At 67.2% G+C, this 14,910-nt stretch carries 14 protein-coding genes; 8 read left to right on the forward strand and 6 right to left on the reverse strand.

Annotation, left to right across the window (positions count from 1 at the left end; genetic code table 11):
* Positions 1-86 precede the first annotated feature (86 nt).
* The 3 genes from H0X91_RS05690 to H0X91_RS05700 all read right to left on the reverse strand — a co-directional run bounded on the left by H0X91_RS05690 (position 87) and on the right by H0X91_RS05700 (position 2,646).
* On the reverse strand, positions 87-458 hold the full coding sequence (locus H0X91_RS05690; RefSeq protein WP_011352303.1) for an EamA family transporter: 372 nt from the start codon (positions 456-458) through the stop codon (positions 87-89).
* Positions 459-471: 13 nt separating this feature from the next.
* Positions 472-2,148, reverse strand: a complete 1,677-nt coding sequence (locus H0X91_RS05695; protein ID WP_060211301.1) for a glycosyltransferase family 39 protein — start codon at positions 2,146-2,148, stop codon at positions 472-474.
* 123 nt (positions 2,149-2,271) lie between these two features.
* Positions 2,272-2,646 (reverse strand): Mth938-like domain-containing protein, encoded by a 375-nt coding sequence (locus tag H0X91_RS05700; protein WP_006482859.1) that lies wholly within the window; start codon positions 2,644-2,646, stop codon positions 2,272-2,274.
* Positions 2,647-2,962: 316 nt separating this feature from the next.
* Between H0X91_RS05700 and H0X91_RS05705 the strand changes: the two genes are divergently transcribed.
* The 6 genes from H0X91_RS05705 to H0X91_RS05730 all read left to right on the forward strand — a co-directional run bounded on the left by H0X91_RS05705 (position 2,963) and on the right by H0X91_RS05730 (position 9,306).
* Positions 2,963-4,201, forward strand: coding sequence for a pyridoxal phosphate-dependent aminotransferase (locus tag H0X91_RS05705; protein WP_077056413.1), 1,239 nt, complete (start codon positions 2,963-2,965; stop codon positions 4,199-4,201).
* A gap of 53 nt (positions 4,202-4,254) precedes the next feature.
* Complete coding sequence (locus H0X91_RS05710) at positions 4,255-5,583, forward strand: homoserine dehydrogenase (protein WP_077056412.1); 1,329 nt, start codon at positions 4,255-4,257, stop codon at positions 5,581-5,583.
* 12 nt (positions 5,584-5,595) lie between these two features.
* Positions 5,596-7,047, forward strand: coding sequence for a threonine synthase (thrC, locus tag H0X91_RS05715; protein ID WP_196432873.1), 1,452 nt, complete (start codon positions 5,596-5,598; stop codon positions 7,045-7,047).
* A gap of 247 nt (positions 7,048-7,294) precedes the next feature.
* Positions 7,295-8,542, forward strand: a complete 1,248-nt coding sequence (locus H0X91_RS05720; protein ID WP_012492667.1) for a molybdopterin molybdotransferase MoeA — start codon at positions 7,295-7,297, stop codon at positions 8,540-8,542.
* Between the two features lie 19 nt (positions 8,543-8,561).
* Complete coding sequence (gene moaD, locus H0X91_RS05725) at positions 8,562-8,819, forward strand: molybdopterin converting factor subunit 1 (protein ID WP_006482857.1); 258 nt, start codon at positions 8,562-8,564, stop codon at positions 8,817-8,819.
* Positions 8,820-8,829: 10 nt separating this feature from the next.
* Positions 8,830-9,306 carry a molybdenum cofactor biosynthesis protein MoaE gene (locus H0X91_RS05730; RefSeq protein ID WP_006482862.1) on the forward strand — a complete coding sequence of 159 codons (477 nt, stop codon included), beginning with the start codon at positions 8,830-8,832 and terminating at the stop codon, positions 9,304-9,306.
* 62 nt (positions 9,307-9,368) lie between these two features.
* Here the strand turns inward: H0X91_RS05730 and H0X91_RS05735 are convergent, their stop codons facing one another.
* Positions 9,369-9,929 (reverse strand): group III truncated hemoglobin, encoded by a 561-nt coding sequence (locus H0X91_RS05735; RefSeq protein ID WP_196432874.1) that lies wholly within the window; start codon positions 9,927-9,929, stop codon positions 9,369-9,371.
* Between the two features lie 253 nt (positions 9,930-10,182).
* Between H0X91_RS05735 and H0X91_RS05740 the strand changes: the two genes are divergently transcribed.
* Positions 10,183-10,701: an Rrf2 family transcriptional regulator gene (locus H0X91_RS05740; protein ID WP_006484059.1), complete on the forward strand. Its 519-nt coding sequence runs from the start codon at positions 10,183-10,185 to the stop codon at positions 10,699-10,701.
* A gap of 145 nt (positions 10,702-10,846) precedes the next feature.
* Entirely contained in the window at positions 10,847-13,444 is a 2,598-nt protein-coding gene (clpB, locus tag H0X91_RS05745) for an ATP-dependent chaperone ClpB (RefSeq protein ID WP_006496391.1), read from the forward strand.
* Positions 13,445-13,573: 129 nt separating this feature from the next.
* Here the strand turns inward: clpB and H0X91_RS05750 are convergent, their stop codons facing one another.
* Positions 13,574-14,005 (reverse strand): YidB family protein, encoded by a 432-nt coding sequence (locus tag H0X91_RS05750; RefSeq protein WP_006484058.1) that lies wholly within the window; start codon positions 14,003-14,005, stop codon positions 13,574-13,576.
* Between the two features lie 88 nt (positions 14,006-14,093).
* The gene (locus H0X91_RS05755) at positions 14,094-14,705 is read right to left on the reverse strand and encodes a ComEA family DNA-binding protein (RefSeq protein WP_006496393.1); all 612 of its coding nucleotides are present in this window, start codon (positions 14,703-14,705) and stop codon (positions 14,094-14,096) included.
* Between the last annotated feature and the right edge of the window lie 205 nt (positions 14,706-14,910).

Raw genomic sequence — 14,910 nt, forward strand, 5'->3', positions numbered from 1 at the left:
ATCCGTCCGAAACCGGCATTAAACACCGGTTGGCGGATTCGTACCGTGATTTTTTGTAGGCGGACGCTTAACGCCGCGCGCCGTGCTCAGCTGCGCGCGAGCACGAGCACACCGATCAGGATGATGCCGATGCCGACGAGCCGCTGGACCGACAGCACCTCGCCGAACAGGTACCACGCCGCGAACGCGTTGACGACGTAGCCGAGCGACAGCATCGGGTACGCGATCGACACGTCGACCCGCGACAGCCCGACGATCCACACGACGACGCTCAGCACGTAGCAGCCGAGGCCGCCGATGATCGGCAACTGGGTCGCGATCTTCAGGCCGACCGGGATGATGTTCGCACGGCTGAATTCGAAGTGTCCAACGGCGTTGACGCCGGCTTTCAGCAGAAGTTGCGCACAGGCGTTGAGCATCACGCCGGTGATGATGCAGACGAACGAAACGGGGTTCATGCGGGAGGCGTCCTTACGATTGCGGTTTCTCGACGATCACGCGCCGGTTGTCGCGCGCGATCACGCGCATCGGCACGCCTTCCTTGACCAGCGCGTCGTACTGGCCGGGCGGCATGATCGCGAGCGCGTGGGTTTCCTGCTTCCAGCGCGTGATCCATTCGCCGACGGTCGGAATCCACTTGTTCGGCTCGACCGAGATCCCGAACGCGAGCTCGTCCTGGCGCTGCACCATGATCGTCGTGTGACCCATGTAGAACGGGAACGTGTGGTCGAGCATTTCGATCGAGTAGAACGGCGTGTCGGGCGGCAGCTTCGCCAGTTCGGCGCGCACGGCCGGCGCGAGCAGCGCGCCCGAGCTGTAGCGGCCGAACTCGTCGTGCCCGGTGCCGCCGATCGTGCCGAACACGAGCCATGCGGCGCCGAACGTGGCGAGCGCGGCGGCCACGCCCGCGCGACGGTTCAGCCACGCGGCCACGAGCGTCAGCGCGGCCGCGACCGCGAGGCCGGCGTACAGCCACATCTGGAACGCCCGGTACAGCGCGTTCGGCGTGCGTGCGTCGCCCTGGTACGCGAGGAAGACGATCCCGAACGCCGCGGCGACGAAAAACACGAGGTAGCCGAGCAGGTGGCGACGGAAGCGGTCGGCCGTCATCAGCGGCAGGTACGCGCCGATGATCAGCGCGAGTGCCGGCGCGACCGGCAGCACGTACGAGATCAGCTTCGAATGCGACGCGCTGAAGAACAGGAAGATGAACGCGCTCCAGATCAGCAGCACGAGCATCGGCGCGAAGCCGTTCGGCTGGCGCGGCATCCGCACCGCATGGCGGATGCTCTGCCACGCGACCGACAGCCACGGCAGGAAGCCGACCAGCAGCACGGGCACGAAGTAGTACAGCGGACCCGGGCGGTTCTGTTCCGGGGTCAGGTACCGGCGGAACTGCTGGACGATGAAGAAGAAGTTGAAGAACTCGGGGTTGCGCTGCTGGACGAGCACGAACCACGGCGTGACGATCGCGAAGAAGATCACGAGGCCGCTGACCAGGTACAGGCGCTTCCACAGCGCCCAGTCGCGCGCGACCAGCGTGTACAGCACGAGCACGGCGCCGGGCAGGATCAGGCCGACGAGGCCCTTGGACAGCACCGCGAACGCCATCGCGGCCCAGCACGCCCACATCCAGCCGCGCACCGCGGCCGGGCGCAGCCCGGGCCGCTGCGCGAGCAGCAGCGAGCAGAGCGACAGCGCCATCCAGAACGCGAGCCCCATGTCGAGCGCGTTGAAGTGGCCCATCAGGTTCCAGTACGGCGAGCTGGCCAGCACGACGGCGGCGAGGAAGCCCGACAGCGGGTTGAACAGGCGCGCGCCGGTGTAGCCGACGAGCAGCACGCCGGCGAAGCTCGCCACGGCGGTATAGAGGCGCGCCTGCCATTCGCCGATGCCGAACCACGCGAACGTCAGCGCGTTCAGCCAGGTCTGCAGCGGCGGCTTCTCGAAGTACTTGTAACCGTTGTAGCGCGGCGTGATCCAGTCGCCGGTGACGAACATCTCGCGCGCCATTTCCGCGTAGCGGCCTTCGTCGCTCGGGATCAGGTGGCGCAGCCCGAGCGGCGCGAACCAGACGATCGCGAGCGCGACGAGCAGGAGGACGAGCGTGATGCGATTGAGCGGTAGCCTCGACGGCGTATCGTTCATGGGTTTTCAGCCTGTTGGTTGTTGTGACGGGCCGCCGGCGGGTGGCGCCGGGGGCGGGCGGCCTGGCCGGGCCGATCGGGGGATCGACCCGCTGCACCGGCCCGAGTTTTACCGCATCGGGGATTAACGTTCAATTAAGAGCGCGGCGGCGACTTTGCGGCCCTCGGCCATCAGGATGTTGTAGGTGCGGCAGGCGGCCTGGAAATCCATCGTTTCGACGCCGATCCGCTGCGCGGTGAGCGCCGCGACGAGCCGCGGGTGCGGGAAGCGCAGCCGCGCGCCGCTGCCGAAGATCACGAGCTCGGGCGTCGGCTCGAGCAGCATCGCGAAATGCTCGGGCGCGAGCGCGTCGAACGACGACACGGGCCAGGCCTGGACCGGCGCGCCGGGCAGCACGATGACGCTCGTTTCGTGGCGTTCGAGATTGACGTCGACATAATCGGGGCCGTAGCCGGTGACGGTGTTGAGCGCGCCGCTCGCGTCCTGGTGCAGTTTCAAATCGGTATTCCGCGGTTCCGTAGGGGAATGGATTGGCCGGGCCGTGCGGGCCCGGCTGGCCGGTTTCGCGCGCCCGGGCACGCGGGGACGCCTGACGGCGCGGGCCCGGCGCGGCTATGGTGCATTGCGAAAGTCGGCCAAAATCCGCTAAATTATAACTTTTTGGTCGCCCCCGGGCGCCACTTGCGTCGTGCGTCGCCACAAGCCGCGTCCGACCGCCGCTTTTTCCCAGTCTAGACAGCGCGCACAGACCGGCCGCTTTCCAGTTTTGATCCCGTCCCCCCGGCCGCAAGGCCAACCCAGGAACCGTGTCGTCGTGAAACCGATTCAGAAGTCGAACAAGCTGCTCAACGTCTGCTACGACATCCGTGGCCCGGTGCTCGAGCACGCGAAGCGCCTCGAGGAAGAAGGCCACCGCATCATCAAGCTGAACATCGGCAACCTCGCGCCGTTCGGTTTCGACGCGCCCGACGAGATCATCCAGGACATGATCCGCAACCTGCCGGCGTCGTCCGGCTATTCGGATTCGAAGGGCGTGTTCTCGGCGCGCAAGGCCGTGATGCACTACACGCAGGAAAAGGGCGTCGTCGGCGTCGGCCTCGACGACATCTACATCGGCAACGGCGCGTCCGAGCTGATCGTGATGGCGACCCAGGCGCTCCTGAACGACGGCGACGAAGTGCTGCTGCCCGCGCCCGACTACCCGCTGTGGACGGCGGCCGTGAGCCTGTCGGGCGGCACGCCGGTGCACTACGTGTGCGACGAGCAGAACGCGTGGATGCCCGATCTCGACGACATCCGCCGCAAGATCACGCCGAACACGAAGGCGATCGTCGTGATCAACCCGAACAATCCGACCGGCGCGCTTTATTCCGACGAATTGCTGCTGGAGCTGCTCGAGATCGCGCGCCAGCACGGGCTGATCGTGTTCGCCGACGAGGTCTACGACAAGATCGTCTACGACGGCCTCGAGCACACGGCGCTGGGTGCGCTGTCGGAGGACGTGATCACCGTCACGTTCAACAGCCTGTCGAAGAGCTATCGCTCGTGCGGCTACCGCGCGGGCTGGATGGCCGTGTCGGGCCTCGGCGGCGACAACCGCCGGCGCGCGAAGGACTACCTCGAAGGGCTCGGCATCCTGTCGTCGATGCGCCTGTGCGCGAACGTGCCCGGCCAGTTCGCGATCCAGACGGCGCTCGGCGGCTATCAGAGCATCAACGAGCTGATCGTGCCGAGCGGGCGCCTGTACAAGCAGCGCGAACTCGCGTATGACATGCTGACGTCGATCCCGGGCGTGACCTGCGTGAAACCGCAGGCCGCGCTGTACATGTTCCCGCGCCTCGACCCGACGCTCTATCCGATCCAGAACGACCAGCAGTTCATTCTCGACCTGTTGCTCGAGGAGCGCGTGCTGCTCGTCCAGGGCACGGGTTTCAACTGGACGACGCCCGACCACTTCCGCGTGGTCTTCCTGCCGAACCTCGACGACCTGACCGATTCGATCAACCGGATCGCACGCTTCCTCGACGGCTACCGCAAGCGCCATTCGGTCTGAGCGGGCAGGACCACACGGAACTCACTACTTCTTACTCATCGATCACACGCAGCATGGAACCGATCAAAGTTGGCCTGTTGGGCTTCGGCACGGTGGGCAGCGGCACCTTCACGGTGCTGTGCCGCAACCAGGAAGAAATCAAGCGACGCGCGGGGCGCGGCATCGAGGTGGCGCGCATTGCCGTGCGTAACCCGGCCAAGGCGCAGGCTGCGCTCGGCGGTGACGCCGCCGCCGCGCAGATCACCGACGATTTCAACGCGGTCGTCGACGATCCGTCGATCGCGATCATCGCCGAGATGATCGGCGGCACGGGCATCGCGCGCGAGCTCGTGCTGCGCGCGATCGCGAACGGCAAGCACGTCGTGACGGCGAACAAGGCGCTGCTCGCGGTGCACGGCACCGAGATCTTCGAAGCCGCGCGCGAGAAGGGCGTGATGGTCGCGTTCGAGGCGGCCGTCGCCGGCGGCATCCCGATCATCAAGGCGCTGCGCGAAGGCCTGACCGCGAACCGCATCCAGTACATCGCCGGCATCATCAACGGCACGACCAACTACATCCTGTCGGAAATGCGCGACCGCGGGCTCGACTTCGCGACCGCGCTGAAGGCCGCGCAGGAGCTCGGCTACGCGGAAGCCGATCCGACCTTCGACATCGAAGGCGTCGACGCCGCGCACAAGGCGACGATCATGAGCGCGATCGCGTTCGGCGTGCCGGTGCAGTTCGACCGCGCGTACGTCGAGGGCATCAGCAAGCTCGACGCGACCGACATCCGCTACGCGGAGGAGCTCGGCTACCGGATCAAGCTGCTCGGCATCACGCGCCGCGCCGAAAACGGCATCGAGCTGCGCGTGCACCCGACGCTGATTCCGGAAAAGCGCCTGCTCGCGAACGTCGAGGGCGCGATGAACGCGGTCGTCGTGCACGGCGACGCAGTCGGCACGACGCTGTACTACGGCAAGGGCGCGGGCGCGGAGCCGACCGCGTCGGCCGTCGTCGCGGATCTCGTCGACGTCACGCGCCTGCACACGGCCGACCCCGAGCATCGCGTGCCGCATCTCGCGTTCCAGCCGGACAGCCTGTCGAACACGCCGATCTTGCCGATCGAGGAAGTGACGAGCGGCTACTACCTGCGCCTGCGCGTCGCCGACCAGACCGGCGTGCTCGCCGCGATTACGCGCATCCTCGCCGAATCGGGCATCTCGATCGACGCGCTGCTGCAGAAGGAATCGGAGCAGATCGACGGCGCGAACGGCGAGACCGACATCATCCTGATCACGCACGAGACGGTCGAGAAGAACGTCAACGCGGCGATCGCGCAGATCGAGAGCCTGGCGACGGTGGTCTCGAAGGTCACGAAGCTGCGCATGGAAGCGCTGAACTGAGCCGAGGACGACATGAACTACATTTCCACGCGCGGCGCCGGCATCGGCGAGCGCCATACGTTCTCCGACATCCTGCTCGGCGGTCTCGCGAAGGACGGCGGGCTCTACCTGCCTGCCGAGTATCCGAAGGTGTCGGCCGACGAGCTCGCGCGCTGGCGTACGCTGTCGTACGCGGATCTCGCGTTCGAGATCCTGTCGAAGTTCTGCGACGACGTGCCGGCCGACGACCTGCGCGCGATCACGCGCCGCACGTACACGGCCGCCGTGTACAGCAACACGCGCCACGGCGAGAACGCGTCCGACATCACGCCGCTGAAGACGCTCGGCACCGAGCACGGCGCGGCGCTGTCGCTGCTCGAACTGTCGAACGGCCCGACGCTCGCGTTCAAGGACATGGCGATGCAGCTGCTCGGCAACCTGTTCGAGTACACGCTCGCGAAGCACGGTGAAGCGCTGAACATCCTCGGCGCGACGTCGGGCGACACCGGCAGCGCGGCCGAGTACGCGATGCGCTGCAAGGCCGGCGTGCGCGTGTTCATGCTGTCGCCGCACAAGAAGATGAGCGCGTTCCAGACGGCGCAGATGTTCAGCCTGCAGGATCCGAACATCTTCAACCTCGCGGTCGAAGGCGTGTTCGACGATTGCCAGGACATCGTGAAGGCCGTGTCGAACGATCATGCATTCAAGGCGCAGCAGAAGATCGGCACCGTCAACTCGATCAACTGGGCGCGTGTCGTCGCGCAGGTCGTCTACTACTTCAAGGGCTATTTCGCGGCGACGCAGTCCAACGACGAGCGCGTGTCGTTCACGGTGCCGTCGGGCAACTTCGGCAACGTCTGCGCGGGTCACATCGCGCGGATGATGGGGCTGCCGATCGCGAAGCTGGTGGTCGCGACCAACGAAAACGACGTGCTCGACGAGTTCTTCCGCACGGGCGCGTATCGCGTGCGCAGCGCCGAGAACACCTATCACACGAGCAGCCCGAGCATGGACATCTCGAAGGCGTCGAACTTCGAGCGCTTCGTGTTCGACCTGCTCGGCCGCGATCCGGCCCGCGTGATGCAGCTGTTCCGCGACGTCGAGGAGAAGGGCGGCTTCGATCTCGCGGCGAGCGGCGATTTCGCGCGCGTCGCCGAATTCGGTTTCGTGTCGGGCCGCAGCAGCCACACCGACCGCATCGCGACGATCCGCGACGTGTTCTCGCGCTACGACACGATGATCGACACGCATACGGCCGACGGCGTGAAGGTCGCGCGCGAGCACCTGGAAGCCGGCGTGCCGATGGTCGTGCTCGAGACGGCGCAGCCGATCAAGTTCGGCGAGACGATCCGCGAAGCGCTCGACCGCGAAGCCGAGCGGCCGGCCGCATTCGACGGGCTCGAGGCGCTGCCGCAGCGCTTCGAGGTCGTGAAGGCCGACGCGCAGCAGGTGAAGGACTTCATCGCCGCCCATACGGGCGCATGACGCACGGCCGGGCCCGCAGGCCCGGCGGCGCAGGACGGCCGGAACGCCGATTCGTCGAACGGATCGGGGTTCCGGCCGTTTCGTTTGGTTCGCGGGCTCGGCATCCGGGCATCGTTCTCCGCGCAAAACAAGTGCCAGACCCGCGCGTTCGCGCCGATCACAGTCTTCGCATGCTCGCCATATCGCGCGTGCGCGTGACGGCGTCGCTACAATGACGGTTTGATTCCAACGATCCCCGATTCCATCGATGTCGAACCCGAATCCCGCGGCGCCGCGCGCGCCAATGCTGTCGACCGCCGAGGCGCTCGCCGCGCTGCTCGATGCCGCGAAGCCGCTGCCCGGCGCCGAAACCGTCGCCACGCTCGACGCGCTCGGCCGCGTGCTGGCGGCCGACGTCAGCTCGCCGCTCGACGTGCCGCCGATGCACACGAGCGCGATGGACGGCTATGCGGTGCGCGTCGCCGACCTGCTGCACGGCGATCGGCGGTTGCCGGTGTCGCAGCGCATTCCGGCTGGCCATCCGGCGCAACCGCTCGCGGCCGGCACGGCCGCGCGGATCTTCACCGGCGCGACGGTGCCGCCCGGCGCCGACGCGGTCGTGATGCAGGAGCAGGCGTCGGCCGACGGCGACGCGGTCGAGATCCTGCACACGCCGAAGGCCGGTGAATGGATCACCGCGCAGGGCGCGGACATCCGCCAGGGGGCGGTGATCCTGCCGGCCGGCACGCGGCTCACGCCGCAGGCGCTGGGTCTCGCCGCATCGGTCGGCTGCGCGCAGCTGTCGGTCGCGCGGCGGATTCGCGTGGCGGTGTTCTTCACCGGCGACGAACTGACGATGCCCGGCGAGCCGCTGAAACCCGGCGCGATCTACAACTCGAACCGCTTCACGCTGCGCGGGCTGCTGGAGCGGCTGGGCTGTCACGTGACCGACTACGGCATCGTGCCCGACTCGCTGGCCGCGACCCGCGACACGCTGCGGGAGGCCGCCCGCGATCACGACGTGATCCTGACGAGCGGCGGCGTGTCGGTCGGCGACGAGGATCACGTGAAGCCGGCCGTCGAGGCGGAAGGGCGGCTCGCGCTGTGGCAGATCGCGATGAAGCCCGGCAAGCCGCTCGCGTATGGTGCCGTGCGCCGCGGCGACGAGCGCGCCGACGCGCATTTCATCGGGCTGCCCGGCAACCCGGTCTCGAGCTTCGTCACGTTCCTGCTGTTCGTGCGGCCGTTCCTGCTGCGCCTGTCCGGCGTGCGCGACGTCGCGCCGCGCGCGTTGTCGCTGCGTGCCGATTTTTCGCAGAGCAAGGGCGACCGGCGCAACGAATTCCTGCGTGCGCGCGTGAATGCGGCCGGCGGCCTCGACCTGTTCCCGAACCAGAGCTCGGCCGTGCTCACGTCGACGGTCTGGGGCGACGGCCTGATCGACAATCCGCCGCAGCACGCGATCAGCGCCGGCGAGACCGTGCGTTTCATTCCGTTTTCCGAACTGCTGTCGTAACGCGACGGCTTCCCGAACCATGAAGATTCAGCTGAAATTTTTTGCAAGCGTGCGCGAAGCGCTGGGCGTCGCCGATGAAGAAGCCACCGTACCGGACGGCGTGACGACCGTCGGCGACGTGCGGGCGTGGCTGCGCGTGCGCGGCGGCGCGTGGGCCGACACGCTCGCCGAAGGGCGCGCGTTGCGCATGGCGTGCAACCACGAGATGACCGATCCCGACACGCGGCTCACCGAAGGCTGCGAGGTCGCGTTCTTTCCGCCGGTGACGGGCGGTTGAGGGCCGGGCGATGGCAACGGTACGAGTCCAGACCGACGATTTCGATCTGAATGCCGAAGTGGCGGCATTGCGGGCGCGCAACCCGAAGATCGGTGCGGTCGCGTGCTTCGTCGGCACGGTGCGCGACCTGAACGAAGGCGAGTCGGTCGCCGCGATGGAGCTCGAGCACTATCCCGGAATGACCGAGAAGGCGCTCGAGAAGATCGCGGCCGAGGCCGGCCGGCGCTGGCCGGGCATCGACGTCGCGATCGTGCATCGCGTCGGCAGGCTGTTGCCGCTCGACCAGATCGTGATGGTCGCGACGGTCGCGTCGCACCGCGGCGATGCGTTTGCATCGTGCGAATTCGTGATGGATTACCTGAAGACCGAAGCGCCGTTCTGGAAGAAGGAAACGACGCCCGACGGCGAGCGCTGGGTCGATGCGCGCAGCACCGACGACGCCGCGCTCGCGCGCTGGGGCGTCGAGTCGGGCAACACGCGGCGCTGAGCGCGGCGCGCGAACGATGCGGCGATGTGCCGCATGCGCGCGAGCGCCGCGGGTGACGGGCGTTACGCGTCCGGGTCGACGCTGCGCCCGATGATCTTGGTCGGAAACGGCTCGCCGCGGGCCCGCGACGGCAACGCGTGCGGATCGTCGCCCGCGTCGCGACGGCGCGGCGCGATCGCGTCGAGCAGCGCCTGCTGCTCGGGCGGAATCTGGTAATCCCAGCCGAACCGGCTCAACTGCAGGCTCTGCGCGATCCGCAGCGCGGGCTCCATGAAACGGAGCGCCGCCGGCGGCGCGTAGCGCGCTTCGACGGTTTTCAGGAACAGCGACAGCCAGCGGCTGAAGTGGGCCGGCTCGATCCCGTCGAGCGGCTGGTGCGCCTGCTGCACGTTGCCGCGATAGCCCTTGGTGCCGAGCACGAGGCTCGACCAGAACGTCACCATCTTCGGCAGATGATCGTCCCAGCGGCCGGCCAGCTTCGCGTCGAACACGGGTCCGAGCAGCGGATCGGCGCGCACGCGGTCGTAGAACGCGTAGACGAGATCGCGGATGTTGTCTTCGGTCGGCTCGGCGTCGCGGGGGCGGGCCGGTGCGGATTCGGGCGAGGTGGGCAGGACAGTCATGACGAAAATGGCCGGTGGATCGGGGCAGCGACGGCGCGGCGGCACGGGTGACGAGCAGGACGCCGGCCGGATTTTGACGCAAAATAGCGTCCAATAACCCCTGGAAAACGTGTAGATGTCACGCATCTTATTGCGCGCACGCGATCCCGGCAACCCGGGGCCGCGCAACGGCACCATCGATCGGCCCCTGCACGCATCGCGATCGGCTCGGTTCAGGTAATCGGGGCACGATCGATCTTTTCCGTATTCGCTCATGAGACTCACCGACTACACCGACTATTCGCTGCGCGTGATGCTGTACCTGGCCGTGCGCGGCGAGGGGCTCGCGACGATCCAGGAGATCTCGGACGCCTACGGCATCTCGAAGAACCATCTGATGAAAGTGGTGCAGCAGCTCGGCGAGCTGGGCTGGGTCGACACCGTTCGCGGCCGTAACGGCGGGTTGCGGCTGTTCGCCGATTCGCTGCAACTGACGGTCGGCCAGGTGGTGCGGGCGACCGAAAACGACTTCGCGCTGGTCGGTTGCTTTTCGCCCGACGACAGCGAGTCGCGCGGCTGCGTGATCGAGCCGCAGTGCCGGCTGAAGGGCGTGCTCGCGGCCGCGCGCGATGCCTTCTTCGCGGAGCTCGATCGTCACACGATCGGCGAACTGGCCGAGCCTGCGTCGCCGCTCGTGGCGCTGCTCGGCATTCGCCCGGTCGCGCTCGTGCGTGCGGCGCCGGAGCCGGACGAGGTGTCGGCGGCCGCCGAGCCGTCGTCCAAGGCCCACTGACACGCGGGCGCCGCCCATCCCGTCACGCCGCCGGCCGTTTTCAGGCGATCCGGCATTTTTTGCGCTGAATCAACCCGAATTTCGCTTGAAAGCCGCATAACCATCCTCATCTTGGTGTTAATCGAAAATTGGAGGTCTCGACTAAATGAGAATCGACAAGCTCACCACCAAGTTCCAGGAAGCACTCGCGGACGCGCAAAGCCTCGCGGCAGGCCGCGACAATCAATACATCGAACCCGTTCACGTCCTCGCGGCGCTGGTCGCGCAACAGGACGGCTCGGCCCGCTCGCTGATGTCGCGTGCGGGCGTGCACGTGCAGGCGCTGCAAGGCGCGCTGAACGAAGCCATCTCGCGCCTGCCGCAGGTGACGGGCACGGGCGGCGACATCCAGATCGGCCGTGAGTTGGCCGGGCTGCTGAACCAGGCCGACAAGGAAGCGCAGAAGCTCAACGACACGTTCATCGCGAGCGAGATGTTCCTGCTCGCGGTGTCCGACGACAAGGGCGATGCCGGCAAGCTCGCGCGTCAGCACGGCCTCACGCGCAAGGCGCTGGAAGCCGCGATCGCCGCGGTGCGCGGCGGCTCGCAGGTGCACAGCCAGGATGCGGAAAGCCAGCGCGAGGCGCTGAAGAAATACACGGTCGACCTGACCGAGCGCGCCCGCGCGGGCAAGCTCGATCCGGTGATCGGCCGCGACGACGAAATCCGCCGCTCGATCCAGATCCTGCAGCGCCGCACCAAGAACAACCCGGTGCTGATCGGCGAGCCGGGCGTCGGCAAGACGGCGATCGTCGAAGGGCTCGCGCAGCGGATCGTCAACGGCGAAGTGCCCGAGACGCTGAAGGGCAAGCGCGTGCTGTCGCTCGACATGGCCGCGCTGCTCGCCGGCGCGAAGTATCGCGGCGAGTTCGAGGAGCGCCTGAAGGCGGTGCTCAACGACATCGCGAAGGACGAAGGCCAGACGATCGTCTTCATCGACGAGATCCACACGATGGTCGGCGCGGGCAAGGCCGAAGGCGCGATGGACGCGGGCAACATGCTGAAGCCGGCGCTGTCGCGCGGCGAGCTGCACTGCATCGGCGCGACCACGCTCGACGAATACCGCAAGTACATCGAGAAGGACGCCGCGCTCGAGCGCCGCTTCCAGAAGGTGCTCGTCGACGAGCCGAGCGTCGAGGCGACGATCGCGATCCTGCGCGGGCTGCAGGAGAAGTACGAACTGCACCACGGCGTCGACATCACCGACCCGGCGATCGTCGCCGCGGCCGAGCTGTCGCACCGCTACATCACCGACCGCTTCCTGCCCGACAAGGCGATCGACCTGATCGACGAAGCCGCTTCGAAGATCAAGATGGAAATCGATTCGAAGCCCGAAGAGATGGACAAGCTCGACCGTCGTCTGATCCAGCTGAAGATCGAGCGCGAAGCCGTGAAGAAGGAGCAGGACGAAGCGTCGCAGAAGCGCCTGCAGCTGATCGAGGAAGAGATCGAACGCCTCGGCCGCGAATATGCGGACCTGGAAGAGATCTGGACCGCCGAGAAGGCCGCGGTGCAGGGCAGCGCGCAGCTCAAGGAAGAGATCGAGAAGGTGCGGGCGGACATCGCGCGCCTGCAGCGTGAAGGCAAGCTCGAGAAGGTCGCCGAGCTGCAGTACGGCAAGCTGCCGCAGCTCGAGTCGCAACTGAAGCAGGTCACGCAGGCCGAAGAGCAGGAGCAGCACAACCCGACGCGCCCGCGCCTGCTGCGCACGCAGGTCGGCGCCGAGGAAATCGCGGAAGTCGTGTCGCGTTCGACGGGGATTCCCGTGTCGCGGATGATGCAGGGCGAACGCGAGAAGCTGCTGCACATCGAGGAAAAGCTGCATGAGCGCGTGGTCGGCCAGGACGAGGCGATCAGCGCGGTGGCCGATGCGATCCGTCGGTCGCGCGCGGGTCTCGCCGATCCGAACCGTCCGTACGGCTCGTTCCTGTTCCTCGGCCCGACGGGGGTCGGCAAGACCGAGCTGTGCAAGGCGCTGGCGTCGTTCCTGTTCGATTCGGAAGAGCACCTGATCCGCATCGACATGAGCGAGTTCATGGAGAAGCACAGCGTCGCGCGGCTGATCGGCGCGCCGCCCGGCTATGTCGGCTACGAGGAAGGCGGCTACCTGACGGAAGCCGTGCGCCGCAAGCCGTACAGCGTGATCCTGCTCGACGAGATCGAGAAGGCGCATCCGGACGTGTTCAACGTGCTGCTGCAGGTGCTCGACGACGGCCGCATGACGGACGGGCAGGGGCGCACGGTCGACTTCAAGAACACGGTCATCGTGATGACGTCGAACCTCGGCTCGCAGGTGATCCAGGCCATGACCGGCTCGCCGCAGGACGAGATCAAGGACGCCGTGTGGCTCGAGGTGAAGCAGCATTTCCGCCCCGAGTTCCTGAACCGGATCGATGACGTCGTCGTGTTCCATGCGCTCGACCGCAGCAACATCGAGTCGATCGCGAAGATCCAGTTGGCGCGCCTGCACGACCGGCTTGCGAAGCTGGACATGGCGCTCGACGTGTCGCCCGCTGCGCTCGAACAGATCGCGAAGGTCGGCTACGATCCGGTGTTCGGTGCGCGGCCGCTGAAGCGCGCGATCCAGCAGGAGATCGAGAACCCGGTCGCGAAGCTGATCCTCGCCGGCCGCTTCGGTCCGAAGGACGTGATCCCGGTCGACGTCAACGACGGCCAGTTCGTGTTCGACCGCGTCGTGCACTGATCGCCTGCCATCGGCAGCGTGCCCGGTTCGCGCCGGGCGCGCAAAAACAAACACCCCGCCTCGGCGGGGTGTTTGCATATGGAGCGACCGAAACCGCTGCGCGGGATGTCGGCGCGCTGCGCGGCGGGCTTACGCCTGCTTGTTGCCGCCGAACATGCCGGCGAGTTGCGTCAGCGTGCCGAGCACGTTCGACGTGTCGACCTGGCCGCCGGCCGGCACTTCGCCGTTCGGCGTCGCGCCGTTGACGACGTGCGGCAGCACCTGCGCGAGGATCGACGACGCCTGCGACGGATCGATGCCGACCTTGCTCGCGAGCGAGCCGACGACGTCCGAGCCGAGCACGTTCTGCAGCGTATCGGCCGAGATCGGCTGGTTTTCGCCGGTGCCGACCCACGAACCGATGATCTCGCCGGCGCCGCCGGCCTTGAACTTCTCGATCAGCCCGTTCAGGCCGCCCGGCTGGTTGTTGATGAATTCGAGCGCGGTCGTGATCAGCGCGCTTTGGGAGTTGCCGCCGGCCTGGCCGCCGATCAGACCGCCAACGATGTCGAGGAGACCCATGGTTCTTCACCTTCACTGAAAAGGGCGCCGTGACGACGGCGCCCGTTGAACGAATGCCGCGCGCACGCCGTCGCGCGCGCGGCGCACATCAGGCGCCCGACGCCGCGGCGGCGGAGGCTGCCTTGTCCTTCTTGCTCTTCTTCTTCGAACCCTTCGTCGCCTTCGTGGACGACGCGGCCGCCGGTGCGCTCGCACCCGCGTCGGCGGATGCCGCCGCCGCCGCTGCCGCTTTTTCCTTCTTCGACGCACGCTTGGTCTTGGCCGGCTTGGCGGCCGCTTCCGGTGCGCTTGCCGTCGGCGCGGGCGCCGCGGTCGTCGTGCCGGCCGTCGCCGTCGTGGACGTCGACGCGGTGCCTGCCGACGTCGTGGTCGACGTGGTCGCGGACGTCGTCGCGGCCGGCTTCGACAGCTTCACGCCCTTCGGCGGCGTCGATGCGCCGCCGATCGTCAGGCCGTTTTCCTCGAGATGCCCGACCGACTTCGTGCCGAGGCCCTTCACGCGGTTCGCGAGATCGTCGGCGTCCTTGAACGGGCCGTTCTTGGTGCGTTCGTCGATGATCGCCTTCGACTTCACGGGCCCGAGCCCCTTCACGGATTCGAGCGCGGCCTGGTCAGCCGTGTTGACTTCGACGGCCGCGGCAAGGCCGGCGGCGAGCGACAGCGATAGCGCGACGAACAGCATCAGCAGCTTTTTCAGCATGGCAAAGGCTCCCTGGTTCTGACGGATGAATGGCTGTTGCAACGGATGACGACGCGCGAGGTGGCCGGGCGTCGCCGTTAAGCATAGGACAAATGCGTGCCCTTTTTAAGACAGGCTGACCGAATCTTGCTGAAGGCTTGCGGTGCTGTAAAGGCCGAAACCGGTGCCGGGGGCCGATTTTGACCATTCTTTACGGTGTCCGAGG

Origin of the sequence: Burkholderia sp. 9777_1386, assembly GCF_015712265.1 — a bacterium.
GTDB classification, from domain to species: domain Bacteria; phylum Pseudomonadota; class Gammaproteobacteria; order Burkholderiales; family Burkholderiaceae; genus Burkholderia; species Burkholderia cenocepacia.

Coding starts and splice junctions, on each gene's coding strand:
- H0X91_RS05690 (WP_011352303.1), bottom strand. CDS start 458: ATGAACCCCGTTTCGTTCGTCTGCATCATCACCGGCGTGATGCTCAAC.
- H0X91_RS05695 (WP_060211301.1), bottom strand. CDS start 2,148: ATGAACGATACGCCGTCGAGGCTACCGCTCAATCGCATCACGCTCGTC.
- H0X91_RS05710 (WP_077056412.1), top strand. CDS start 4,255: ATGGAACCGATCAAAGTTGGCCTGTTGGGCTTCGGCACGGTGGGCAGC.
- thrC (WP_196432873.1), top strand. CDS start 5,596: ATGAACTACATTTCCACGCGCGGCGCCGGCATCGGCGAGCGCCATACG.
- H0X91_RS05720 (WP_012492667.1), top strand. CDS start 7,295: ATGTCGAACCCGAATCCCGCGGCGCCGCGCGCGCCAATGCTGTCGACC.
- moaD (WP_006482857.1), top strand. CDS start 8,562: ATGAAGATTCAGCTGAAATTTTTTGCAAGCGTGCGCGAAGCGCTGGGC.
- H0X91_RS05730 (WP_006482862.1), top strand. CDS start 8,830: ATGGCAACGGTACGAGTCCAGACCGACGATTTCGATCTGAATGCCGAA.
- H0X91_RS05735 (WP_196432874.1), bottom strand. CDS start 9,929: ATGACTGTCCTGCCCACCTCGCCCGAATCCGCACCGGCCCGCCCCCGC.
- H0X91_RS05740 (WP_006484059.1), top strand. CDS start 10,183: ATGAGACTCACCGACTACACCGACTATTCGCTGCGCGTGATGCTGTAC.
- clpB (WP_006496391.1), top strand. CDS start 10,847: ATGAGAATCGACAAGCTCACCACCAAGTTCCAGGAAGCACTCGCGGAC.
- H0X91_RS05750 (WP_006484058.1), bottom strand. CDS start 14,005: ATGGGTCTCCTCGACATCGTTGGCGGTCTGATCGGCGGCCAGGCCGGC.
- H0X91_RS05755 (WP_006496393.1), bottom strand. CDS start 14,705: ATGCTGAAAAAGCTGCTGATGCTGTTCGTCGCGCTATCGCTGTCGCTC.